Here is a 24,287-nt window from a genome sequence, read left to right as displayed (position 1 = left end):
CGCTTCAACTCTGACTCGCTGCACCTGTTTGAACGGAGCGCTCCGCAGGAGCGCGCAGTGAGTTATGCAGCGCCGCCCCTGGCCGAGCACCGCAGCGAAGTCGGCGCAACGCGCCGACCGCCCCACCATGAGCCCGCGCCCCAGGCCCCGGCCACGGCGCGCTCCCCCTAAGTCACGTCAGGAGTCAGCCACCCCACTCAACCCATCCACCGCCTGGAACATCGCCTGCCGCGCCTGGCTGATGACCTGCCCCTTCCAGGCGTCGGTGTCGGTGTAGAAGGCCTCGCGCATCTGCCGGCGGATGGCCGCGGCCAACTCGGGGGCGGCGTCGGGATGGTTGTGCAGCCAGTGGTCGGCACGCGTGGCCTGCATCACCTCCAGCAGCGGCAGCGTGCCGTACTCCATCGCGATGCCGGTGTACTCGGCCTGCGGGCATTCCTCGTAGACCGCGTTCCACATCAGGCCGTTGAGCAGCGAGGAGGTGGAGCTGCCGTCGTAGATCGAGGTGACGGGCGTGGCGCCGCCGCCGCTCCACCAGGCGCTGGCGCGCCGGTAGGCGGCCGCGTCGTCGCGGCAGGCGAAGATGCGCTCGCCCAGCCCGTTCGGGCCCAGGCCGGTGTGCAGGTCGATCCAGGCGATGCGCCGCGCCGCCGCGCCGTGCTGGCGCAGCACCTGGCGCAGCGTGCGGTTGCTCCAGGTGGGTGCCTTGCCGCCGAAGAACACGCCGTCCTCGAACTGGTACTGCCCACTCGACATGGCGGCCTGGAAGGCGGGCATGCCGTGCTGCTGCATCCACTGGCCCAGCGCCGCCTCGTTGGCCGGCGTGGGCGGCCACTCGCGCGGCAGCAGCAGCGCGTGCAGCTCGGCATACGCGGGGTTGGCGGGCAGCGGAGCGCCGAAGTCCGCGAAGTTGCGGTTCAGGTCCACGTTCTCCTGCGTCGTCCGCCGCCCGTACGAGAAGCCGTGCGGATTGAGCGCATGCACGTACAGCACCGCCACGCCGGCGGCGCGCGCCTTGTCGCGCCACTCGTCGTCGTGCAGCGCGAAGACCTGCACGCCGCTGCCGCAGTGGCCCTCCACGCCGTGGCAGGCGCTGGTGACGACGAGCAGGCGCTCGGCATCGGCCGGGCCTTCGCGCGCCACGTCCATCGCCAGCGCCTCGCCCCCGGCGCCGGGCAGCGCGAGCGGATGCGTCTGCACCGGCAGCCCCGCCGCCACGCAGGCGGCCAGGAACTTGGCGCGCCCCTCGGCATAGCTCGCCGGGAAAGCCTCCGCCACGCCGATCATGCGGCACGCTCCCGGGCCAGCCACTGCTCGGCCAGCTGCACCCAGACCGTGGCGCCCAGCGGGATCAGGTCGTCGTTGAAGTCGTAGCTGGCGTTGTGCAGCGTACAGGGCCCCTCGCCGTGCAGCGCCGGGCGGTGGCTGCCGTCGCCGTTGCCGATGAAGGCGTAGGCGCCGGGCCTGGCCTGCAGCATGAAGGCGAAGTCCTCGGAGGTCATCGCCGGCTCCTGCTTCAGCACGTTGTCGGCGCCGACCACGCTCGCCATCACGCCGCGGGCGAAGTTCGCCTCGGCCTCGGTGTTGACGGTGGGCGGGTAGTAGCGCACGAACTCGAAATCGCACTCGGCGTCGTGCGCGGCGCAGATGTGCTCGGAGATCTTGCGCATGCGCGCCTCGATCATGTCCAGCACCTCGATGGAGAAGGTGCGCACGGTGCCGGTGATCTCGCAGTCGTTGGGGATCACGTTGTTGGTGTCGCCGGCATGCACCGTGGTCACGGAGATGACGGCCGCGTCCAGCGGCTTCATCTTGCGCGTCAGGATGGTCTGGAAGGCCTGCACCATCTCGCAGGCGATGGGCACCGGGTCGATGGTGGTGTGCGGCAGCGCCGCGTGACCGCCCTTGCCGCGCACGGTGATGTAGAACTTGTTGCCCGAGGCCATCACCGGCCCGGGGCTGACGGCGAACTGCCCGGCCTGCATGCCCGGCCAGTTGTGCATGCCGAACACGGCCTCCATCGGGAACTTCTCGAACAGCCCGTCCTTGATCATCCGGTCAGCGCCGCCGCCGCCCTCCTCGGCCGGCTGGAAGATCAGGTAGACGGTACCGTCGAAGTGGCGGTGCTTCGCCAGGTGCTGCGCCGCCGCCAGCAGCATGGCGGTGTGGCCGTCGTGGCCGCAGGCGTGCATCTTGCCCTCGTGCTTGCTGGCATGCGTGAAGGTGTTGAGCTCGTGGATGGGCAGCGCGTCCATGTCGGCGCGCAGGCCCACGGCGCGCGGGCTGGTGCCGTTCTTCACGATGCCGACCACGCCGGTGGTGCCCAGGCCGCGGTGGATGGGAATGCCCCATTCCGTCAGCCGCGCCGCAACCACGTCTGCGGTGCGGACTTCCTCGTAGGCCAGTTCGGGATGCGCGTGCAGGTCGCGCCGGATGGCGGCGATGCCGGCGGCCTGCGTGACGATGGAATCGATGAGCTTCATGCGCCGCAGTCTAGGCTTTTGGGCCGAAGCCGCCACCGCCGCAAACCCGGGGCCCGGGGCGCGCCCTGCGCCGCGGGCGGGCGGCGGCCGGCTGCCTCACAATCCCCCCATGCCCGAGACCGCCCTTTCCGCCCGCGCCCTGGAGTTCGCCCAGACGCTGGTGCAGATGAACACCGTCAGCGCGAACAGCAACCTGGAGCTGATCGACTTCGCGCGCGACCACCTGGCCGGGCTGGGCATCCGCAGCCGCCTGACCTGGAACGCCGACCGGACCAAGGCCAACCTGTTCGCCACGCTGGGCGCGGGCAAGCCGGCCGGCGTCATCCTCTCGGGCCACACCGACACCGTTTCCTGGGACGGCCAGGACTGGAGCGTGGACCCGCTCTCGGCCATCGTGCAGGACTGGCCGATCACCGAGGGCGACGACTTCCGCGGCAGCGCGCGCCTGTACGGCCGCGGCGCGGCCGACATGAAGGGCTTCATCGCGGTGGCGCTGGCCAACGCCGAGCGCTTCGTCGAGAGCGACGCGCCCTTCTCGGTGCACCTGGCCCTCAGCTACGAGGAGGAGATCGGCTGCTTCGGCGTGCGCGAGCTGATCGCCGACCTGAAGGAGGCCGACATCCGCCCGCTGGCCTGCATCGTCGGCGAGCCGACGCTGATGGTGCCGGCCATCGCGCACAAGGGCGTGTACCGCTGGCGCTGCTGCGTGCGCGGCAAGGAGGCGCACTCCTCGCTCACGCCGCAGTCGGTCAACGCCGTCGAGATGGCCGCCCGCGTGGTCGGCAAGCTGCGCGACATGGCCGAGCTGTACGAGCGGGCCGAGCGGCGCTACACCGGCTTCGACGTGCCCTATTCCACCGCCAGCGTGGGCCAGTTCCACGGCGGCATCGCCGACAACGTGGTGCCGCGCGACGCGGAGTTCCGCTACGAGTTCCGCAACCTGCCGATGGTGGACGCGCTGGCCATGCAGCGCGAGGTCGAGGCCTACGCCCGCTCGCTGGAGCCGGCGATGAAGAAGGTCGCGCCCGAGGCGGGCTTCCGCTTCGAGACCATCTGCGAGATCCCGGCCTTCCAGGGCGACGAGAAGGACGCGGTGACGCGCCTGGCCCAGCGCCTCGCCGGCGAGCCGCGCACCACGCTGGTGGCCTTCGGCACCGAGGCGGGCCTGTTCAAGGGCGCCGGCATTCCCACGGTGGTGTGCGGCCCGGGCAGCATCGCGCAGGCGCATCAGCCCGACGAGTACGTGACGCTGGAACAGCTCGCCCGCTGCGAGGTTTTCATGCAGGGCCTGGCGGACACGAAGGACATTGGCTGAGGCCGAGGCGACCCGCGCCGCGCGCCATCCGGCCGCCGGCATGAAGCGCCTGGCGCTGGCGCTGCTGGCCGGCGCCGCCCTGCTCTATGCCGCGGCCACGCGCTGGGGCGCCCTGCACCCGGCCATGGGCTACGTGGCGGCCTTCGCCGAGGCGGCGATGGTCGGCGCCATTGCCGACTGGTTCGCGGTGACGGCGCTGTTCCGCCGCCCGCTCGGGCTGCCGATCCCGCACACGGCCATCATCCCGGAGAACAAGGCGCGCATCGGGCGCAACCTGGCGAATTTCATCTGCGACCACTTCCTCGCCACGCCGCAGGTGCTGGCCAAGCTGCGCGCCGCCGACCCGGCCCTGCGCCTGGCGCGCTGGCTGGCCCGCCCGGCACAGGCCGGGCAGCTGGGCGCCCTGGCGGCCGTGCTGCTGCGCTACGGCCTCACCGCCTTCGACGACGAGCGGGTGCGCGCCTTCCTGGCGCGGGCGGCGGGCGCAGGCCTGGCGCAGCTGGACTTCTCGCGGCTGGCCGGCCGGGTGCTGGAGGCGCTGACCGCCGACGGCCGCCACCAGGCGCTGCTGGACGACCTGCTGGGCCGCACGGCCGCGCTGCTGGACGACGAGCAGTTGCAGGAGCAGCTCACCGACGCCATCGCCCGCGAGATCAAGGCGCTGCGCTACGTCGGGCTGGACCAGGTGGCGGCCCGCCTGGCCACGCGCAAGATCGTCGCCGCCGTCGCGCGCACGCTGGGCGAGACGGCGGCCACGCCCGGCCATCCGCTGCGCCGGCGCTTCGACGGCTTCATGGACCGCGCGGCGGCGCGGCTGCAGGCCGACCCGGCCTTCATCGCCCGCGGCGAGCAAATCCGCGCCGAGCTGCTGGCCCACCCCGCCCTGGCCGACTACCTGCAGGGCCTGTGGGACCGCCTGCGCGCCTGGCTCGACGCCGACCTGGCGCGCGAGGACTCCAGCCTGCGCCGCCGCGTCACCCAGCTGGCCGGCACGCTCGGCGAGCGGCTGCAGGCCGACGAGGCGATGCGCCGCTGGATCGACGAACAGCTCCTCGACGGCGCGCCCCGCGCCATCGACCGCTGGCGCGAGCGCATCCGCCGCTACATCGAGGAGCGCGTCGCGCAGTGGGACAGCGCCGAACTGACCGGCGAGGTGGAGCGCGCCATCGGCCGCGACCTGCAGTTCATCCGCATCAACGGCACGCTGGTGGGCGGGCTGGTCGGCCTGCTCATCCACGCCGCCACCCGCGCGCTGGGCGGGTGAGGGCGCCCGGCCCGCGCACAATGACGGCATGGCCCCCAACGCCGCCCGCATCCCGCCCATCCAGGCCCTGCTGGCCTTCGAGGCCGTCGCGCGCCTGCGCAGCGTGACGCAGGCGGCGGCCGAGCTGAGCGTCACGCCCAGCGCGGTGAGCCACCGCATCCGCCAGCTCGAGTCGCAGCTCGGCCTGAAGCTCTTCGCCGCGCGCGGCGAGTTCCTGCCCACGGCCGAGGGCGCCGCCTACCTGGCGCGCGTGCGCGAGGCGATGGCGGCGCTGCAGGACCAGCCGCTGGCCGGCCAGCCCGGCGCCGACGCGCCGGCGCGGCTGCGCGTGGCGGTCACGCCCACCTTCTCGCGCCAGTTGCTGCTGCCGCGGCTGGCGATGTTCCGCCACGCCTACCCGGACATCGAGCTGATGCTGCAGGTGGCCATCCCGATCCACAACGTGACGGCCGAGGAGGCCGACATCGAGCTGCGCTTCGGCACCGGTCCCTTCCCCGACCGCGAGTCGATGCACCTGCTCTCGGACGAGGTCTGCCCGGTGTGCAGCCCGGAGTACCTGCGCGAGGCCGGTCCCTTCGACGACGGCTTCGAGACGGAGGCGTCGATCGGCCGCGCGCACCTGATCCGCTCGCCGCTGGAGCCCTGGCGCACCTGGTTCCGCGCCTGCGGCATCGGCCTGCCGGAGCCGGCCTCGGGCAACCAGTTCAACGACCTGGGGCTGGTGCACGACGCCGCGGTGGCCGGCTTCGGCGTGGCGCTGATGCGCATGCGGCTCGGGCAGAGCTGGCTGGACAGCGGCCGCCTGGTGCGCCTGTCGCCGCGCAGCGTGCGCTCGCCGCACGACTACTTCCTGTGCTGGAAGCCGGGCACGCTGGAACGCTGGGAATGCGCCGCCTTCGTCGACTGGCTACGCGGTGCGTTGAAATGACACACCCCCCAAGCGGCTTCGCCGCTCCCCCCTCTCTCGCCTTCGGCGGGAGGGGGGCGCACCCGGAGGCCTGGCCAAGCCAGTTCCTCGGGTGCCCTGGCATGGCCTGCTCCGCGGCCTTCGGATCAGGGAAGGCTGTCGTGTTCCATGCGATGCGGACAGCGCGCGCCGCTCCATGAAAAACTGAAGCAGCCTGGGCGCCGCGCGGGCGGCACTGAAAAACTTTCACACCCGCCGCAACCATATTTCACGCACGCGGCGGAACCCCGCCCCTACAGTCCGCTCCCGGCAGGCCCCGCAGCCGGCTGGGCCGTGCCTGTCAGCCAGGGCGCCGCCGGCGCCCGCGCCATTCCCACAACGACACACCAACAGGAGACGCGCCATGACCTGGCAGCAGATCTACGACCCGTTCGGCAACATGTTCATCTCCACCGCCCTCGCGGCGATCCCGGTGGTGGTGATGCTGGCCGCCCTGGGCTTCTTCCACATCAAGGCGCACATCGCGGCCGGCATGGGCCTGGTGGCGGCGCTGCTGGTGGCCATCTTCGCCTACGGCATGCCGGCCGACATGGCCGGCCGCGCGGCCCTGTTCGGCGGCTTCACCGGCCTGCTGCCCATCGGCTGGATCGTGCTGAACATCATCTTCCTCCACCAGCTCACCGAGCAGAACGGCAGCTTCGCCGTGCTGCAGGACTCGCTGTCGGGCATCACCGAGGACCGGCGCATCCAGCTCCTGCTGATCGCCTTCTGCTTCGGCGCCTTCTTCGAGGGCGCGGCCGGCTTCGGCACGCCGGTGGCGGTGACGGCGGCCATTCTGATCGGCCTGGGCTTCTCGCCGCTGGCGGCCTCGGGCCTGAGCCTGATCGCGAACACGGCGCCGGTGGCCTTCGGTGCGCTGGGCACGCCGGTGATCACCCTGGCCAAGGTGCACGGCTACGACCTGATGGAAGTGACGGCCATGATCGGCCGCCAGTTGCCCTTCTTCTCGCTGCTGGTGCCCTTCTGGCTGATCTGGGCCTTCGCCGGGCGCAAGGGCATGATGGAGATCTGGCCGGCCATCCTGGTCACCGGCGTGAGCTTCGCGGTGCCGCAGTACCTGGTGTCCAACTTCATCGGCCCCGAGCTGGTGGACATCATCGCCGCCATCGTCTCGATGATCTGCCTGGTCGCCTTCCTGCGCGCGTGGAAGCCGAAGAAGGTGTGGACCTCACCCTCGCTGCGCGGCCACGACCCGAGCGCCGCCGAAGCCAAGCCGCCGCAGCCCGTCACCCGCCACAGCACCCAGGCGCTGGTGGCCGCCTGGACGCCGTGGGTCATCCTGTCGGTGTTCGTCTTCATCTGGGGCCTGCCCTCGGTCAAGACCTGGCTCAACGGCCTGTTCGCGCCTTCCTTCCCGATGGAAGGCCTGCACAACATGATCGAGAAGATGCCGCCCGTGGTGCCCACGCCGCACAAGGAAACGGCCGTCTACTCGCTGAACCTGCTGTCGGCCACCGGCACGGGCATCCTGGCGGCCGCCATCGTCGGCGCGCTGGTGATGAAGTACAACCCCGTGGCCATCGTGCGCACCTTCTTCAAGACGCTGTGGCTGGTGAAGTTCTCGCTGCTGACCATCGTGCTGATGCTGGCGCTGGGCACGCTCACCCGCTACTCGGGCACCGACACCACGCTGGGCCTGGCCTTCGCCAACACGGGCGTGCTGTATCCCTTCTTCGGCACGCTGATGGGCTGGCTGGGCGTGGCGCTCACCGGCTCCGACACCGCCTCCAACGTGCTGTTCGGCGGCATGCAGAAGGTGGCGGCCGAGCAGCTGCACCTGAGCCCCAACCTGATGGGCGCGGCCAACAGCTCGGGCGGCGTGATGGGCAAGATGATCGACGCGCAGTCGATCGTGGTCGCCTCCACCGCCACGCGCTGGTTCAACCACGAGGGCGACATCCTGCGCTACGTGTTCTTCCACTCCATCGCGCTGGCCTGCCTGGTCGGCCTGTACGTGACGATGCAGGCCTACGTCTGGCCGTTCACGCTGATGGTCGTGCATTGAACGGACAATTCGCCCCATGAGCGTCATCACCACCATCGAGGACCTGCGCGTGCTCGCCGAGCGGCGCGTGCCGCGCATGTTCTACGACTACGCCGACTCGGGTTCGTGGACGGAGGGCACCTACCGCGCCAACGAGGAGGACTTCCAGAAGATCAAGCTGCGCCAGCGCGTGGCGGTGAACATGGAGGGGCGCACCACGGCGACCACGATGGCGGGCCAGGCAGCGGCGATGCCGGTGTCCATCGCGCCGGTGGGCCTGACGGGCATGCAGCACGCAGACGGCGAGATCCACGCCGCGCGCGCGGCCGAGAAGTTCGGCATCCCCTTCACGCTCTCGACCATGAGCATCTGCTCGATCGAGGACATCGCCGAGCACACGAAGGCGCCGTTCTGGTTCCAGCTCTACATGATGCGCGACCGCGAATCGATGGCCCGGATGATCGGCCGCGCGCGCGACGCCAACTGCAGCGCGCTGGTGCTCACGCTCGACCTGCAGGTGATCGGCCAGCGCCACAAGGACCTGAAGAACGGCCTGACGGCGCCGCCCAGGCCGACGCTGAAGAACATCCTCAACCTGATGACCAAGCCGCGCTGGTGCCTGGGCATGGCCGGCACGAAGCGGCGCACCTTCCGCAACCTGGTGGGCCACGTCAAGGGCGTCTCCGACATGAGCTCGCTGGCGGCCTGGACCAACGAGCAGTTCGACCCGCGCCTGTCGTGGGCCGACATCGAGTGGGTCAAGCGGCAGTGGGGCGGCAAGCTGATCCTCAAGGGCATCATGGTCGAGGAGGACGCGCGACTGGCGGCCGAGGCGGGCGCGGACGCCATCGTGGTGAGCAACCACGGCGGGCGCCAGCTCGACGGCGCGCCCTCGAGCATCTCCGCGCTGCCGCCCATCGTCGACGCGGTGGGCGATCGGCTGGAGGTGTGGATGGACGGCGGCATCCGCAGCGGCCAGGACGTGCTCAAGGCCTGGGCGCTGGGCGCACGAGGCACCATGATCGGCCGCGCCATGGCCTACGGCCTGGGCGCGATGGGCGAGGCCGGCGTCACCAAGGCGCTGCAGATCATCCACAAGGAGCTGGACGTGACGATGGCCTTCTGCGGGCACACGAACATCCAGAACGTGGATCGCTCGATCCTGCTGCCGGGGACGTATCCGACGGCCTGAAGCCGGGCTTTTGGGCTCTTGGGCTCGGGCTCAGTGCCGGCCCAGGCCCCGGTGAGGGGACGGTGGCGCTTCGGTGGAGCGGTCGGCGCGTTGCGCCGACTCCCCTGCGATGCTCGCGCGGCCGGGCCGGCGCAGAACTCGCTACGTTCACTTCGTTCACTGCGCTCAAACATCTGCGCCGAGTCAGATCACGAAGCATGCCTGTCCTGCGGCAGGCATGCAGCCCGGCCGCCCTGCGCTTCTCGGCGCTCCACAGGCGCGCCACCGCCCCCTCACCGGGGCCTGGGCCTGCTCCCGCGACCCAACGGACCGTTGCAGAACACCTCTGCCCGTTCAACTCCCCTCACCCGTTCACGCTGAGCCTGTCGAAGCGCGTCACCCGGCTTCGACAGGCTCAGCCCGAACGGTGGTTGGGGTATCAGCCTCCCCGTTGGATGCTCTACCAACGGTTCCACGCGCCGTGGCCGGGGGCCTGGGGCGAGGGCGATTTGTGGGGCGGCGAGGAGCGCAGGCCGTGGGGCGGGCGTGCCTGCCGAAGGACAGGCACGCTTCAACATCTGACTTGCCGCAGCTGTTTGAGCGCAGCGCTCCGAAGGAGCGCGTAGCGAGTTCTGCGGCACCGCCCCGCGGCCGAGCACCGCAGCGCAGTCGGCGCAACGCGCCGACCGCCCCACCATGAGCCCGCGCCCCAGGCCCCCGGCCACGGCGCGCGCCACGGACCACAAAAAAGGCCGTCCGGAAAGGAGCGGCCTCGTCATCGACGCATCCGGCAGCCTACTGCGCCAGGTAGTCCGACACCACCTTCCACTTCCCATCCACGATCTGCGACAGCCGCGAGGCGTTGTTGCCCAGGCGCTTGGTGGCGGTGAAGGTCATCTTCGGCGCGCCGAACATGTCGGGCTCGAAGGTGCTGGCGTCCATCAGCTTGACGAAGGAATCGGTCGTCAGGTTGGCGCCGGCCTTCTGCGCCACCTGGGCGAAGGCGTCGATGATCATGTAGCCGTAGACCGAGAACACGGTCGGGTCCTCATTGAACTTGGTCTTGTACTTGTTGGCCCAGAAGCGGATCTTCTCGTTCGCCTCGTCGGTGTAGGGGTTCTGCACCGTCATGGTGGCGTAGATGCCGTCCATCGCCTTGCCGCCCAGCTTGTGGATCAGGTCGGTGTAGGCGGCGCTGGAGCCGAGGAACACCGGGTTGAAGCCCGTCTTGCGCGCCTCGCCCACGGTGCCGATGGTCTCGCGGATGATGGTGCCGAGCACCACCAGGTCGCAGCCCGCGGCCTTCATCTTCGCCACCTGGCTGCTGAAGTCGGTGGCGCCGCGCTTGAAGCTGGTCTTCTCGGCCAACTCCATGCCCACCGTCTTCAGGCCCGCCTCGGCGCCGCGCTGCACCTCCAGGCCGAACTCGTCGTCCTGGTAGATGGTGCAGACCTTCTTGGCGCCCTTGTCCTTCACCAGCTTGGGCAGCGCCATGCGGATCTGGTCGTAGTAGGTGGCGGCGAAGGAGTACTTGAGCCGGTGGTGCGGCTCGTACATCTCTCGCGCGGCGGTGATCGGGAAGAAGTTGATGACGTTCTTGTCGAACTGCACCGGCATCGCCGCCATATTCTGCGCGGTGCCGATGTGGCCGGCCATGATGAAGATCTTGTCCTGGTTCACCAGCTTCTGCGCCGCCAGCACCGCCTTCTTGGGGTCGTAGCCCGAGTCCTCCACGTACAGCTTGAGCTTGCGGCCGTTGATGCCGCCCTGCTCGTTGATCTCCTCCACGCGCAGCTGCATGCCGTTGCGCGACTGCTTGCCGAAGCCCGCCAGCGGCCCGGACAGGTCCTGGATGGTGCCGATGCGGATCTCGTCCTTGCTCACGCCCTGCTGGGCCAGGGCGAAGGGGCTGGCCAGGGCCAGAGCGGCCAGGGCGATCAGGGTCTTGTTCATGGCGGCGTCTCCTTTTGCTTGGGTTTCACGAGTACATGGCTTCGATGCGGTCGGCGTACTTGGCCTGCACCAGCTTGCGCTTGAGCTTCATGGTGGGCGTCAGCTCCTCGTCCTCGGCGCTGAGTTGCGTGTCCAGCAGGAAGAACTTCTTGATCTGCTCGACCCGGGCGAACTTCGCGTTGACGCGGTCGATCTCGCCCTGGATCAGCGCCTGCACCTCGGGCGCCCGCGTCAGGCTGGCGTAGTTGCTGAAGGGCACGTCGTGGTCCTGCGCGAATTTCTCGACGTTCTCCTGGTCGATCATGATGATCACCGTCAGGTAGGGCCTCGCATCCCCGATCACCACCGCGTCGGTGACGTAGGGGCTGAACTTGAGCTCGTTCTCCAGCTCGCTGGGCGTGATGTTCTTGCCGCCTGCCGTGATGATGATGTCCTTCATCCGGTCGGTGATGCGGAAATACCCGTCCTCGTCCACCGAGCCGACGTCGCCGGTGTGCAGCCAGCCGTCCGGGTCGATGGTCTCGGCCGTCTTCTCGGGCTGGTGCAGGTAGCCCATGAAGACGTTCGGCCCGCGCACCCGGATTTCGCCGGTGCCCTCGTCGATGCGCACCTCGTTGTACGCCGTGGCCGGGCCAATGGAGCCGGGCTTGATGCGCGCCGCCGGCATGCCGGTGGAAGCGCCACCGGTCTCCGTCATGCCCCACACCTCCAGCATCGGCACGCCCAGCGCGAGGTACCAGCGCACCAGCTCGGGCGAGATGGGCGCCGCGCCGGTGACGAGGAAGCGCGCCCGGTGGATGCCGATGAGCTTGCGCACGTTGTCCAGCGCCAGCCAGCGCGCCATGCGGAAGCGCAGCTTCAGCGCGCCGCCCACCGGCTGCCCGGCCAGCACCCGCTCGGCGATGCGCTGGCCGACGCCGATGGCCCAGGCGTAGACGGCGCGCTGCAGCGGCGTGGCCTCCTTCAGCGCGATCATCACGCCCGAGTAGAACTTCTCCCACACCCGCGGCACGGCCAGGAACACGGTGGGCGCGATCTCGCGCACGTTCTCTGGCACCGTCTCCGGGTTCTCGACGAAGTTGAGCACCGCGCCGGTGTACATGGCGAAGTACTCGCCGCCCATGCGCTCGGCCACGTGGCACAGCGGTAAAAAGCACATGCGCTCGTCGCGCTCGTCCTGCGCGATCAGCGTGTTGTAGCCGCGCATGGCGTACACCAGCCCGGCATGGCTGTGCATGGCGCCCTTGGGCTTGCCGGTGGTGCCCGAGGTGTAGATGAGGATGGCCAGGTCTTCCGGCTGCACCTGGGCCACACGCTCCTCCACCGCGCCCGGGTTCTGCGCCAGGTGCTCGCGGCCCATCGCGCGCAGGGTGTCCAGGCTCAGCACGTCGGGGTCGCGGAAGTCGCGCAGCCCCTTCATGTCGAACACGACCACCTTGCGCAGCAGCGGCAGCTGCGAACGCACGGCCAGCGCCTTGTCGAGCTGCTCGTCGTCCTCGACGAAGAGCACGACGCTGCGCGAGTCCTCGCACAGGTAGTGCACCTGGCTCGCCGCGTCGGTCGGGTAGATGCCGTTGGAGACGCCCGCGCAGCTCAGCACCGCCAGGTCGGCCAGCACCCATTCGACGACGGTGTTGGACAGGATCGACGCGCACTCGCCGCGCGCGAAACCCAGCGCCAGCAGGCCGTGGGCGATCTCGCGCACCGCCTCGGCGGTCTGCGCCCACGTCCAGGCGCGCCAGATGCCCAGCTCCTTCTGGCGCATCCACACCTGCTCGCCGCGCAGGCCGGCGGCGTTCCAGAACACGGCAGGCAGCGTCTCGCCCGGCACCACGACGTCGGTGCGCGGCTGCATGTGGGCGGTGTCCCAGAGGCCCGCGGGGAGGTACGCGCTGCTGCCGTTCATCGCCATGTCTTCTTTTTCTTCCAGCGCCGCTCGCCGCGGGCGCCGCTTTCCTGCATGCCGAGGTAGAACTCCTTGATGTCCTCCTTCTCGCGCAGGCGCTCGCAGGTGTCTTCCATGACGATGCGGCCGTTCTCCAGCACGTAGCCGTAGTCGGCGGCGTTGAGCGCCATGTTGGCGTTCTGCTCCACCAGCAGCAGCGTCGTCCCGCGCTCGCGGTTGATGCGCACCACGATCTCGAAGATCTCCTTGGTGAGCTTGGGGGAGAGGCCCAGCGAGGGCTCGTCCAGCAGCATCAGCTCCGGCGCGGCCATCAGCGCACGGCTGATCGCCAGCATCTGCTGCTGGCCGCCGGAGAGCAGGCCGGCGTCCTGCGCGGCGCGCTCCTTCAGGATGGGGAAGTAGCCGAACACCGTCTCCATGTCGCGCGCCACGCCGTCGCGGTCGCGCCGGGTGTAGGCGCCCATCAGCAGGTTGTCGCGCACCGACAGCAGCGGGAACACCTCGCGCCCCTCGGGCACGTGCGACAGGCCCTGCTGCACGATGTAGGCCGGGTCCTTGGCGGTGATGTCCAGGCCCTTGAAGTGCACCGTGCCCTTGCGCGGGTCGATGATGCCGGAGATGGTCTTGAGGATGGTCGTCTTGCCGGCGCCGTTGCTGCCCAGCACGGTGGCGATCTCGCCGCGCCGCACCTTCAGGCTCACGCCGCGGATGGCCTTGATGGGGCCGTAGGCGCTCTCGACGTTGAGCAGTTGCAGCACGTCGTCGGTCATGCCGTCCTCCTGAGGCTGCTCACGTCTTCCACCGTACCGAGATAGGCTTCCACCACGCGCGGGTCCGCCTGCACCTCGCGCGCCGTGCCCAGCGCCAGCACTTCGCCCTGGTTCATCGCCAGCACGCGGTCGGACACCTTGGACACCAGCGTCATGTCGTGCTCCACCATCAGCACCGAGATGCCCAGCTCCTGCTGGATGTCCTGGATCCAGAAGGCCATGTCGGCCGTCTCCTCCACGTTCAGGCCCGACGAGGGTTCGTCCAGCAGCAGCAGCTTCGGCTCGGTACACAGCGCGCGCGCCAGCTCCACCACCTTGCGCACGCCATACGGCAGGCCGGCCGCCAGCGCGTCGCGGTGGTGCTGCAGGTCCAGCAGGTCGATCACCTGCTCGGCCTTCTCGCGCGCCTCGATCTCGGCGCGGCGCGTGGCGGGGGTGAAGAAGACCTCGCGCCAGAAGCCGGTGCGGCGGTGCGTGTGGCGGCCGATCAGCAGGTTGTGCAGCACCGTGGCGTGCTCGAACAGCTCGATGTTCTGGAAGGTGCGCGCGATGCCCAGCGCCGCGATGGCGTGCGGCGGCTGTTCGGTCAGCACCACCGGCGCGCCGCCTTCGCCGTGCCAGGTGATGCTGCCGGTGGTGGGCTGGTAGATGCGGCTGATGAGGTTGAACACCGTCGTCTTGCCGGCGCCGTTGGGGCCGATGAGGGTGAACACCTCGCCGCGCCGCACCTCGAAGCCCACCTTGTTGACCGCCAGCACGCCGCCGAAGCGCACGCTCAGGTCGTGGGCCGAGAGGAGGATGTCGCCGCTCATCAGTGCCCGCCCGGCCGCCCGAAGGGCACTGAGCGCCCCCTTGGGGGGCAGCGACACACGAAGTGAGGAGCGTGGGGGCTCATCATTTCAATCGGTCGGATTTCGTGAACGACTTCTGCCGCTTGAACATGCCCCGGCGGTAGAAGGGAAAGAGCTGCAGCCAGGTGCGGATCTTCAGCCAGCGCCCGTACAGGCCCATCGGCTCGAAGAGCACGAAGGCGATCAGCACCACGCCGTACACCAGCCCCTGCAGCCCCGGCGCCTGGCCGATGGCCTCGGGCAGCCAGTCCTTGCTCATGGCGATGAGCTGCGGCATCGAGATCAGGAAGATCGCGCCCAGGAACACGCCGTGCACCGAGCCCAGACCGCCGATCACCACCATCAGCAGCAGGTCGATGGACTGCAGGATGCTGAACTGGTCGGGCGAGAGGAAACTGATCTTGTGCGCGTACAGCGCCCCGCCCAGCCCGGCCAGCGCCGCCGACACGGCGAAGGACAGCGTCTTGTAGCGCGCCAGGTGGATGCCCATGCTCTGCGCCGAGACCTCCGAGTCGCGGATCGCGACGAAGGCCCGCCCGGTGGGCGCGCGCAGCAGGTTGAGCACGCCCAGCGTGCACAGGATGGTGGTGACCAGGCACACGAAGTAGAAGGCCTCCCCGCCGCCGAAGTCGATGCCGAACAAGTGCGGCGACTTCACGTGCAGCCCCGCGTTGCCGCCGGTAACACTCTCCCAGCGCGCGAACACCTCCTCGACGATGAAGCCGAAGGCCAGCGTGGCGATGCCCAGGTAGATGCCCTTGACGCGCAGCGCCGGCATGGCGACCACCACGCCCACCGCCGCCGAGAGCAGCGCCGCCGCCACCATCGCCAGCGGGAAGGGCACGCCCAGGTTGACCAGCACGCCCTGCGTGTAGGCCCCCGTGCCCAGGAAGGCCGCGTGCCCGATGGAGAACTGCCCGGTGAAGCCGGCCAGCAGCATCAGCCCCAGGCCCACCACCGAGTAGATGAGCACGAAGTTGAGCTGCGCGAGCCAGTATTCGTCGAGCGCCCAGGGCGCGGCCAGCAGCGCGAGGCCGAGCAGCGCATACCAGAAGCGGTGGCCGCCGTGCTTGGCGAGCGCGATGTCCTGCGCGTAGCTGGTCTTGAAGAGGAAGCGCATGACGGCCCTGCTACACCTTCTTCCTGAGCTTCTCGCCGAACAGGCCGTTCGGCTTGAGCATCAGCATCGCCAGCACCACGATGTAGGGCGCCGTGTCCTTGAAGCCGTCGGGCAGGTAGAAGCCGGCCAGCGACTCCACCACGCCGATGATCAGCCCGCCGACGATGGCGCCCGGCAGGCTGCCGAAGCCGCCCACCACCGCCGCGGGGAAGGCCTTCAGCCCGATGAAGCCCATGTTGGCGTGCACGAAGGTGATGGGCGCCAGCAGCATGCCGGCCACCGTGGCCACCGCCGCCGCCAGGCCCCACACCAGCGAGTTCAGCCGCTTGACCGGGATGCCCATGTAGTAGGCCGCCAGCTGGTTCTGCGAGCTGGCCTGCATGGCAATGCCCAGCTTGCTGTAGCGGAACATGGCGAACAGCAGCGCGCACAGCACGGCGGTGGCGCCGACCACCACCGCCTGCTCCACGTTGACCACCAGGCCGCCGAGCTTCCAGACCTGGTCCTTGTAGGGCACGGCCAGCGTGTGCGTCTCGGTGCCGATGCCGGGCACCATGGTGATCAGGCCGCGCAGCACGTAGCCGATGCCGATGGTCAGCATGACGATGGAGAACTGCGGCTGGCCCAGGATGGGCCGGATGACGGCCAGCTCCACCAGCATGCCGAAGGCGACCATCGCCGCCAGCGCCAGCAGCGCCGCCGCCCAGAACGGCAGGCCGAACAGCGACATGCCCGCGAAGGCGGCGAAGGCCCCCAGCATCATCAGGTCGCCCTGGGCGAAGCTCACCGTCTCGGTGGCCTTGTAGATGAGCACGAAGCCCAGCGCGATCAGGCCGTAGATGCAGCCCTGGGCGATGCCGGAGAGCAGGAGCTGGAGGACTTGCACCGCGCGCCGCCCCCTCAGCGCCCGGGAAGGCGGCGGCCCGCGGCCGGGGTGCGGTGAGGCGCTGTCAGCCGCATAGCACCTCGCCCGCGGCGTCGTGCAGCGCCAGGCGCCGCGAGCCGGCCACGATCTCGCTGGGCCGCAGCCCGTAGATCTGGCGGATCGAATGGCTGAAGTGGGTGGAGTCGGGGTAGCCGGCGTCCAGCGCGATGTCGGTCAGGCTGGCCGACTCCCGCACGTAGCGCAGCAGGCTGCGGGCGCGCTTCCAGGCGCGGAAGGCGCGGAAGGTCATGCCCGTCTGCGCCTTGAACAGGTGCAGGAAGCGCGAGAAGGACAGGTGCACGTCGGCGGCGCACTGCTCGGCCGACCACGGCGCCGCGGGCGCGGCGCTCACGCGCTCGATCACCTGCCGGATGCGCGCGTCCAGCGGCCGCTCGGGCAGCGGCTGGCCGAAGAAGAGGCGGTCGAAGTCGATGCCGCCGAAGCACTCGCGGCCGGAGGCGGCCACGAGCTGCGCATGGGCCGCGCGCACGCGGCGCACGAAGGCGGGGTCGTCCACCGGGCCGCAGCGGCGCAGCACGGCGGGCAGCGCATCGGGATCGACCGATTCCGACTCGACGAGCAGGTTCAGGACCAGCGGCTCGGCGCTCTGGACGTGGTGCGGCACCTGCGGCGGCACGACCAGCAGCTCGCCCGACTGCCAGGCCCCGCCGCCGATGCGGATGCGGTTGGGCAGGCCGCGCGGCGACACGTACACGCCCCAGCCGCCGAAGCTGCGCTCGCTCGCCAGGCCCAGCAGGCCGGCATAGAAGACGCGCTGCGTCGTCAGCCACATGAGGCGCTCCCCACCGTCGGCGTGCACCACCCTCGTCGTCTGCATGCTGCTCGGTCTCCTCGAAGTCGTTGGACGCATCGCACACCCCGCCGCGCCACTGCGCGCCGGCTCTCCCGGGTTGGGCGCATCGTACCGACGGCACGGCGGGCGTTGGCACCCATCTGGACGGGGCTTTCCCTAGTTCAGCGCGCGGCCGGCGCGGCGAAGGCGCGGCGCAGCTCGGCCGCGCACAGCGCGACCGCCGTGTTGGCCTCGTCGAGCACGCGGCCCATGGTGATGAAGCCGTGGATCTGCCGCTCGAAGCACACGTGGGCGACGCGGCTGCCGGCGCCGGACAGCGCGCGGGCGTAGTCCAGCCCCTCGTCGCGCAGCGGGTCGTAGCCGGCGGTGATCACCAGCGCGGGCGGCAGCCCGGCATGGCCGGCCGCCAGCAGGGGCGAGGCGCGCCAGTCGGCGTCGTGCGCGGGGTCGTCGATGTAGTGGTCGTGGAAGTAGGTGATGGTGTCCTGCGTGAGCACGTAGCCCTGGCCGTTGGTCTGGTGCGAGGCATGGCCGCGGCGCATGTCCACGCCGGGGTAGATGAGCAGCTGGAACACGATCGGCAGCGGGCCGCCGCCGTCGGTGTCGTCGCGCGCGGCCAGCGCCACCACCGCGGCGAGGTTGCCGCCGGCGCTGTCGCCGCCCACGGCCAGGCGGGCCGGGTCGATGCGCAGCTCGGCCGCGTGCCGGGCCACCCAGCGCGTGGCGGCCAGCGCGTCGTCCACCGCGGCCGGGAAGCGGTGCTCGGGCGCGAGGCGGTAGTCCACCGCCACCACGGCGCAACCGGCGCCGTTGGCCAGCTCGCGGCACAGCGTGTCGTGCGTGTCCAGGTCGCCGATCACCCAGCCGCCGCCGTGGTAGTAGACGAGCACGGGCAGCACGGCGTCAGGCGCGGCGCCGGCGGGCCGGTAGCTGCGCAACGGGATGTCGCCGTGCGGGCCGGCGGCCTGCAGGTCGCGCACCTCGGCCACCTCGGGCGCGGCGGGCTGGGTGTAGGCACGCCGGTCGCGGTAGAGGGCGCGGGCCTCCGGCGGCGCCAGGGTGTGGGTGGGCGGCACGCCGCGTTCGGCCATCAGGTCGATCAGGGCTCGGGCTTGGGGATGGAGCATGGGCTGTGTTCGGAACGAGGTTGCGAAGGCGCCATCTTGCGCGGTCCGCGCCGGGCCGGCCAGTGCCGGGAGGGAACTCGCCGAGGGTACGCAGCCGCGCCGCGCCGCCGCTTGCGAAAACTGGCTGCGCGGCGCGCCCTTGCTTCTTGTCCCCTGCGTGATTGCGCCGCGCCACCGGCTGCCGAAGACTCGGTCCGCCCGCTGCCGCAGGCATGGCCGGCGGCACGCGCGGCGGACTTCCACGCCACAGGAGACACCCATGCCTTCCACCCTGCGCCGCGGCGCGGCGGGCGCCATGCTCGCCGGCGCCTTCCTGGCCGCCGCCCTGTCGGGCTGCTCCACGCCCGCCCCCACCCGCCCTGCCGGCTGGGCCGCGCCCGAGGCGCTGGTCCGGCCCTCCGCCTTCGCCGGCGTGCACGGCCTGGCGGTGGACCGCCAGGGCCGCCTGCTCGCCGGCTCGGTGGTGGGCAGCTCGATCTGGGAGGTGGACCGCCGCACCGGCGAGGCCCGCGTCTTCATCGGCGCGCCCGAGGGCCAGGCCGACGACATCGCCGTCGGCCCTCGCGGCGAGCTGGCCTGGACCAACTACCTGATGGGCATGCTGCGCTACCGGGAGCGCGACGGCGCGCCGATGCAGGTGCTGGCCAAGGAGCTGCCGGGCCTGAACTCGCTGGACTTCGACCGCCGCAGCGGCAGGCTCTATGCGTCGCAGGTCTTCCTGGGCGACGCGCTGTGGGAGATCGACCGCAGCGGCCGGACGCCGCCGCGCCTGATCGGGAAGGACCTGGGCGGCTTCAACGGCTTCGAGGTCGGGCCCGACGGCATGCTCTACGGGCCGCTGTGGTTCAAGGGCCAGGTGGTGAAGATCGACCCGGCCAGCGGCGCCGTCACCGTGATCGCCGACGGCTTCCAGATCCCCGCCGCCGCCAACCTGGACGGCAAGGGCCACCTGTGGGTGGTCGATGCGCGCAGCGGCGAACTGGTGCGGGTGGAGCTGGCCACCGGCCGCAAGACGGTGGCCCGGCAGCTCAAGCCCTCGCTGGACAACCTGGCGATCGCGCCGGACGGCACGATCTACATCTCCAACATGGCCGACAACGCGGTGCAGGCCTTCAACCCCGCCACCGGCGAGCTGCGCACGCTCACCGGCGGCGCGGTGGCGGTGCCCGGCGGACTGAAGGCCGAGGGCGACCGGCTGTGGGTGGCCGACATCTTCGGCTTCCGCGAGGTCGACCTGAAGAGCGGCGCGGTGAGCGACATCTTCCGCATGCAGCGCGAGCCGGAGCTGGAGTACCCCTTCTCGGTGGGCCTGTCGAGGACGCGCTTCGCGCTCAGCTCGTGGTTCACCGGCACAGTGCAGCTGGTGGACCGCGCCACGCGCAAGACCACCGCCGTCATCCACGGGCTGAAGGCGCCCTACGACGCGATCCCGCTGGAGGACGGCAGCGTGATCGTGGCCGAGATCGCCACCGGCACCCTCACCCGCGCCAGCGGCGAGAAGTTCGCCGAGCGGAAGGTGCTGGCCGGCGGCATCCAGGGCCCGGTGCAGATGGTGCTGGGCGCCGACGGCGCGATCTACGTGACCGAGGCGGCCGGCCGGCTGCTGCGCGTGCCGCTGGCCGGCGGACAGCCGGTGGCGGTGGCACAGGGCCTGGCGATGCCGGAGGGCCTGGCGCAGACGCCCTGGGGCAGCTTCATCGTGGCCGAGGCCGCGGCGCAGCGGCTGGTGGAGATCGACCCCGCCGACGGCAGCCGCCGCACCGTGGCCGAGCGGCTGCCCATCGGCCTGGCGCCCAGCCCCGGCCTGCCGCCGACCAACGTGCCCACCGGCGTGGCGGTGGGGGCGGACGGCAGCATCTACGTCTCGGCCGACCGCGACAACGCCATCTACCGCATCCGCCCCCGGCGCTGAAGTCCGGCGCAATGCCATCGGCTGCCGCTAGCATCGGCCATCGATCCCCCTTTTTCTTTCTTTCGAGGAGCACTCAATGGACATCCAGACCGTCGGCATCATCGGCGCCGGCACCATGGGCAACGGCATCGCGCAGGCCTGCGCCGTCTCGGGCATCAAGGTGGTGATGGTGGACATCCACCAGGCCGCGGTGGACAAGGGCCTGACCGCCGTCTCCGGCAGCCTCGACCGGCTGATCAAGAAGGAGAAGCTGACCGAGGCGCAGAAGAAGGACGCGCTGGCGCTGATCCGGGGCTCGACGAACTACGACGACCTGAAGGCGGCGCAGCTCGTCATCGAAGCGGCCACCGAGAACCACGAGCTCAAGCGCAAGATCCTGCAGCAGGTGGACGGCCTGCTGGCGCCGGAGGTGATCATCGCCTCCAACACCTCGTCCATCTCCATCACGCAGCTCGCCGCCGACACCCAGCGGCCCGACCGCTTCATCGGCATGCACTTCTTCAACCCGGTGCCGATGATGGCGCTGGTGGAGCTGATCCGCGGCTACCTGACCAGCGACGCCACGCACGACGCGGTGAAGGCGCTGGCCGTCAAGCTCGGCAAGCAGCCCATCACGGTGAAGAACGCGCCGGGCTTCGTGGTCAACCGCATCCTGGTGCCGATGATCAACGAGGCCTTCTTCGTGCTGGCCGAGGGCCTGGCGACGCCGGAGGACATCGACGCCGGCATGAAGCTCGGCTGCAACCACCCCATCGGCCCGCTGGCGCTGGCCGACATGATCGGGCTGGACGTGTGCCTGGCGGTGATGGAGGTGTACCTGGAGGAGTTCGGCGACTCCAAGTACCGCGCCTGCCCGCTGCTCAAGGAGATGGTGGCCGCCGGCCAGCTCGGCCGCAAGACCGGCCGGGGCGTCTACACCTACTGACCGGCCGTCATCCAGGCGACGGGGCCGGCGGCCCGGCTGCACTATGGTTCGTCCCGAAGGAGACCCCATGACACCGACCCCCGTCACCCCGCCGCCCGAGGGCTGCATCAGCTGCGAAGTCGTCGACGAGCACATCCTGCTCGTCGGCATCAACCGCCCCGCCAAGCGCAACGGCTGGACGCCGCGCATGTTCCGCGAGCTGGCCGAGGCCTACACCCGGCTGGACGACGACCCGCAGCTTCGCGTCGGCGTGCTGCACGCCTACGGCGACCACTTCACGGCCGGCCTGGACCTGCCGGCCGTGGCCGACTACCTCAAGCGCGGCGAGAAGCTCACCCCGCCCGGCCTGGTGGAGCCGCACGACTTCGGCCTGCCCGGCTACCGACGCCGCACCAAGCCGATGGTGGCGGCCGTCAAGGGCATCTGCTTCACCGTGGGCATCGAGCTGATGCTGGGCGCCGACATCGTGGTGGCGGCGGACGACTGCCGCTTCTCGCAAATGGAAGTGCAGCGCTGCATCCTGCCCGCCGGCGGCGCCACGCTGCGCATGCCCGAGCGTGCCGGCGTGGGCAACGCCATGCTGCACCTGCTGACCGCCGACGAGTTCGACGCCGCCGAGGCATACCGCTGCAACTTCGTGCAGAAGGTGGTGCCGGTGGCCGAGCTGATGGACACCGCGCTCGGCCTGGCACGCCGCATCGCCGCGCAGGCGCCGCAGGCCGTGGTCGCCACGCGGCTGAACGTGCTCAAGGCCATCGAGCTGGGACAGGCGGCGGCGGTGGCCGACTTCATCCCGGTGCAGCAGCGGCTGGCGGCCAGTGAAGATGCGGCAGAAGGCATCCGGGCCTTCATCGAGAAGCGGCCGGCGCGGTTCATGGGGCGCTGAGTCTCTTTGGGGTCGCGCTCGATGGGCCTGCTCCCGCGGCCCAACGCACCGTTGCAGAACACCCCTTGCCCAGTTCAATTCCCCTCACCCGTTCACGCTGAGCCTGTCGAAGCGCGGCACCCGGCTTCGACAGGCTCAGCCCGAACGGGGGTAGCGGGTTGACGGCACCTTGGATGCTCCCTCCCGGTTCCACGCGCCGTGGCCGGGGGCCTGGGGCGCGGGCGATTTGTGGGGCGGCGAGGAGCGCAGGACAGGGGCGGGCGTGCCTGCCGAAGGACAGGCACGCTTCAACATCTGACTTGCCGCAGCTGTTCGAGCGCAGTGAACGAAGTGAACGCAGCGAGTTCTGCGGCACCGCCCCCCCTGGCCGAGCACCGCAGCGAAGTCGGCGCAACGCGCCGACCGCCCCACCATGAGCCCGCGCCCCAGGCCCCCGGCCACGGCGCGCACCCCGCACGCCCACGTCGCCAGCAGGGTCGTCCATCGAATCAATTGCACACAATTCAATTGCCAACTACATTCGAACTATGTCGAAGGCGCCCCTCTCCCCCGACGAACTGCTGAAGCTGGACAACCAGCTGTGCTTCGCCATCTATTCGGCCTCGCTGGCGATGACCAAGCTGTACAAGCCGCTGCTCGACAAGCTGGGCCTGACCTACCCGCAATACCTCGTCATGCTGGCCCTGTGGGAGGAAGACGGCCCGATGGTCTCCGCCCTGGGCGAGCGCCTCTCGCTCGACTCCGGCACGCTCACGCCCCTGCTCAAGCGGCTGGAGGCGGCCGGCTTCGTCAGCCGCGTGCGCGATGTCGCCGACGAGCGGCGCGTGCACATCATGCTGACACCGAAAGGCCGCAGGCTCAAGGCCCGGGCGCTGGAGGTGCCGGACTGCCTGATCGCGGCCACCCAGTGCTCCCTCGGCGAGATCGCCTCGCTCACCCTGCAGTTGCGCGCCTTGCGCGACCGCGTGAAACAGGCCGCCTGAAGCCGCCTTCGCCATTTCTCCCGCCGCTTCGGTTCCGAAGCACTTCTCCTCCTCCATCACCCAAGGAAAGACCATGACCACTCAGCTCGACAAGGTTCTCTACACCGCCGAATCGCACACCACCGGCGGCCGCGACGGCGGCGCCGGCCAATCCAGCGACGGCGCGCTCGACGTCAAGCTCAACCCGCCCGGCTCCGGCAAGGCCGGCACCAACCCCGAGCAACTCTTCGCCGTGGGCTACTCGGCCTGCTTCATCGGCGCGATGAAAGCGGTGGGCCCGAAGGTCGGCGTCAAGGTGCCGGAAGACGTGGCGGTCGACGCCAGCGTCTCGCTCGGCCCGACCAACGGCGGCGCGGCCTACGGCGTCGCCGTCAAGCTGGCGATCAGCCTGCCGGGCCTGGATGCCGACGCGAAGAAGAAGCTGGTGGACGCCGCCCACGCCGTCTGCCCCTACTCGAACGCGACGCGCGGCAACATCCCGGTCGAACTGACCATCGCCTGATGCCCCTGCCACCCCCTCCGCGACGGCCCGCGCAGGGCCTTCGACGGGAGGGCGACCGATTTCCCATGAATCTTCTCGCCCGCATCCTCGCCCTGCTGGTCGCAGCGGAGCACGTCTACATCCTGGTGCTGGAGATGTTCTTCTGGAACAAGCCGGCCGGGCTGAAGGCCTTCAACCTCACGCAGGAGCTGGCCGACGCCACCACCGTGCTGGCCGCCAACCAGGGCCTGTACAACGGCTTCCTGGCCGCGGGCCTGGTCTGGGGCGTGTTCAGCCGCCAGCGGCCGGTGGTGATCTTCTTCCTCGGCTGCGTGATCGTCGCCGGCGTGTTCGGCGCCGCCACCGCCACGCCGAAGATCCTGCTCGTGCAAGCACTGCCCGGCCTCATCGCGCTGGCCGCGGTGCTGCTCGGCCGCCGCCAGGCCTGAC

General features: G+C 70.4%; 21 protein-coding genes. 11 read left to right on the top strand and 10 right to left on the bottom strand.

All coding sequences use genetic code 11. The features are described 5' to 3' along the window. Nucleotides 1-177: 177 nt before the first annotated feature. Together Q392_RS27145 and Q392_RS27140 are read right to left on the bottom strand one after the other, a co-directional pair. Nucleotides 178-1,287 carry a M14 family metallopeptidase gene (locus tag Q392_RS27145; RefSeq protein ID WP_038216099.1) on the bottom strand — a complete coding sequence of 370 codons (1,110 nt, stop codon included), beginning with the start codon at nucleotides 1,285-1,287 and terminating at the stop codon, nucleotides 178-180. Continuing rightward, nucleotides 1,284-2,483: a M20 aminoacylase family protein gene (locus tag Q392_RS27140; RefSeq protein WP_038216095.1), complete on the bottom strand. Its 1,200-nt coding sequence runs from the start codon at nucleotides 2,481-2,483 to the stop codon at nucleotides 1,284-1,286. Before Q392_RS27140 ends, Q392_RS27145 begins: the two co-directional genes overlap by 4 nt. Before the next feature lie 109 nt (nucleotides 2,484-2,592). Here Q392_RS27140 and argE point away from each other — a divergent pair, with 109 nt between their 5' ends. The 5 genes from argE (at nucleotide 2,593) to Q392_RS27115 (ending at nucleotide 9,205) form a co-directional block, all read left to right on the top strand. Then, nucleotides 2,593-3,798: an acetylornithine deacetylase gene (gene argE / locus Q392_RS27135; protein WP_038216092.1), complete on the top strand. Its 1,206-nt coding sequence runs from the start codon at nucleotides 2,593-2,595 to the stop codon at nucleotides 3,796-3,798. Then, the gene (locus Q392_RS27130) at nucleotides 3,791-5,062 is read left to right on the top strand and encodes a DUF445 domain-containing protein (RefSeq protein WP_245610837.1); all 1,272 of its coding nucleotides are present in this window, start codon (nucleotides 3,791-3,793) and stop codon (nucleotides 5,060-5,062) included. The genes argE and Q392_RS27130 overlap by 8 nt, the downstream gene beginning before the upstream one ends. Nucleotides 5,063-5,090: 28 nt before the next feature. Then, entirely contained in the window at nucleotides 5,091-5,990 is a 900-nt protein-coding gene (locus tag Q392_RS27125) for a LysR substrate-binding domain-containing protein (RefSeq protein ID WP_038216089.1), read from the top strand. Nucleotides 5,991-6,372: 382 nt separating this feature from the next. Further along, nucleotides 6,373-8,034 carry an L-lactate permease gene (locus tag Q392_RS27120; protein ID WP_038216086.1) on the top strand — a complete coding sequence of 554 codons (1,662 nt, stop codon included), beginning with the start codon at nucleotides 6,373-6,375 and terminating at the stop codon, nucleotides 8,032-8,034. 16 nt (nucleotides 8,035-8,050) lie between these two features. Then, the gene (locus Q392_RS27115; protein ID WP_038216083.1) at nucleotides 8,051-9,205 is read left to right on the top strand and encodes an alpha-hydroxy acid oxidase; all 1,155 of its coding nucleotides are present in this window, start codon (nucleotides 8,051-8,053) and stop codon (nucleotides 9,203-9,205) included. A 774-nt stretch (nucleotides 9,206-9,979) separates the two neighbouring features. Here Q392_RS27115 and Q392_RS27110 read toward each other — a convergent pair. From Q392_RS27110 to Q392_RS27075, 8 genes are all read right to left on the bottom strand, one after another. Beyond that, complete coding sequence (locus Q392_RS27110; protein WP_038216078.1) at nucleotides 9,980-11,137, bottom strand: ABC transporter substrate-binding protein; 1,158 nt, start codon at nucleotides 11,135-11,137, stop codon at nucleotides 9,980-9,982. Nucleotides 11,138-11,162: 25 nt separating this feature from the next. After that, entirely contained in the window at nucleotides 11,163-13,043 is a 1,881-nt protein-coding gene (locus Q392_RS27105) for an AMP-dependent synthetase/ligase (protein WP_038217224.1), read from the bottom strand. Further along, nucleotides 13,040-13,813 carry an ABC transporter ATP-binding protein gene (locus Q392_RS27100; RefSeq protein WP_038216075.1) on the bottom strand — a complete coding sequence of 258 codons (774 nt, stop codon included), beginning with the start codon at nucleotides 13,811-13,813 and terminating at the stop codon, nucleotides 13,040-13,042. The genes Q392_RS27105 and Q392_RS27100 overlap by 4 nt, the downstream gene beginning before the upstream one ends. Then, nucleotides 13,810-14,625, bottom strand: a complete 816-nt coding sequence (locus Q392_RS27095) for an ABC transporter ATP-binding protein (protein WP_038216074.1) — start codon at nucleotides 14,623-14,625, stop codon at nucleotides 13,810-13,812. The genes Q392_RS27100 and Q392_RS27095 overlap by 4 nt, the downstream gene beginning before the upstream one ends. Before the next feature lie 82 nt (nucleotides 14,626-14,707). Continuing rightward, nucleotides 14,708-15,784: a branched-chain amino acid ABC transporter permease gene (locus Q392_RS27090; RefSeq protein ID WP_038216073.1), complete on the bottom strand. Its 1,077-nt coding sequence runs from the start codon at nucleotides 15,782-15,784 to the stop codon at nucleotides 14,708-14,710. Nucleotides 15,785-15,794: 10 nt separating this feature from the next. Next, the gene (locus Q392_RS27085; RefSeq protein WP_038216071.1) at nucleotides 15,795-16,670 is read right to left on the bottom strand and encodes a branched-chain amino acid ABC transporter permease; all 876 of its coding nucleotides are present in this window, start codon (nucleotides 16,668-16,670) and stop codon (nucleotides 15,795-15,797) included. Nucleotides 16,671-16,734: 64 nt separating this feature from the next. Next, nucleotides 16,735-17,547: a helix-turn-helix transcriptional regulator gene (locus Q392_RS27080; protein WP_038216070.1), complete on the bottom strand. Its 813-nt coding sequence runs from the start codon at nucleotides 17,545-17,547 to the stop codon at nucleotides 16,735-16,737. 137 nt (nucleotides 17,548-17,684) lie between these two features. Next, a complete protein-coding gene (locus Q392_RS27075) occupies nucleotides 17,685-18,650 on the bottom strand; it encodes an alpha/beta hydrolase (RefSeq protein ID WP_038216068.1) in 966 nt (321 codons plus the stop codon). 259 nt (nucleotides 18,651-18,909) lie between these two features. Between Q392_RS27075 and Q392_RS27070 the strand changes: the two genes are divergently transcribed. The 6 genes from Q392_RS27070 to Q392_RS27045 all read left to right on the top strand — a co-directional run bounded on the left by Q392_RS27070 (nucleotide 18,910) and on the right by Q392_RS27045 (nucleotide 24,286). After that, nucleotides 18,910-20,562, top strand: coding sequence for a hypothetical protein (locus tag Q392_RS27070; protein ID WP_051954009.1), 1,653 nt, complete (start codon nucleotides 18,910-18,912; stop codon nucleotides 20,560-20,562). Nucleotides 20,563-20,638: 76 nt separating this feature from the next. Further along, a complete protein-coding gene (locus tag Q392_RS27065; RefSeq protein WP_038216066.1) occupies nucleotides 20,639-21,487 on the top strand; it encodes a 3-hydroxybutyryl-CoA dehydrogenase in 849 nt (282 codons plus the stop codon). Between the two features lie 67 nt (nucleotides 21,488-21,554). Beyond that, nucleotides 21,555-22,373, top strand: coding sequence for a crotonase/enoyl-CoA hydratase family protein (locus Q392_RS27060; protein ID WP_038216064.1), 819 nt, complete (start codon nucleotides 21,555-21,557; stop codon nucleotides 22,371-22,373). Nucleotides 22,374-22,900: 527 nt separating this feature from the next. Further along, nucleotides 22,901-23,356 carry a MarR family winged helix-turn-helix transcriptional regulator gene (locus tag Q392_RS27055; protein WP_038216062.1) on the top strand — a complete coding sequence of 152 codons (456 nt, stop codon included), beginning with the start codon at nucleotides 22,901-22,903 and terminating at the stop codon, nucleotides 23,354-23,356. Nucleotides 23,357-23,429: 73 nt separating this feature from the next. Then, complete coding sequence (locus tag Q392_RS27050) at nucleotides 23,430-23,858, top strand: organic hydroperoxide resistance protein (protein WP_038216059.1); 429 nt, start codon at nucleotides 23,430-23,432, stop codon at nucleotides 23,856-23,858. A 65-nt stretch (nucleotides 23,859-23,923) separates the two neighbouring features. Further along, the gene (locus tag Q392_RS27045) at nucleotides 23,924-24,286 is read left to right on the top strand and encodes a DUF1304 domain-containing protein (protein ID WP_038216055.1); all 363 of its coding nucleotides are present in this window, start codon (nucleotides 23,924-23,926) and stop codon (nucleotides 24,284-24,286) included. The last annotated feature ends 1 nt before the right edge of the window (nucleotide 24,287 follow it).

The sequence above is a fragment of the Xenophilus azovorans DSM 13620 genome (assembly GCF_000745855.1).
GTDB lineage: Bacteria > Pseudomonadota > Gammaproteobacteria > Burkholderiales > Burkholderiaceae_C > Xenophilus > Xenophilus azovorans.
This window is presented reverse-complemented; position numbering and strand designations above follow the sequence as displayed.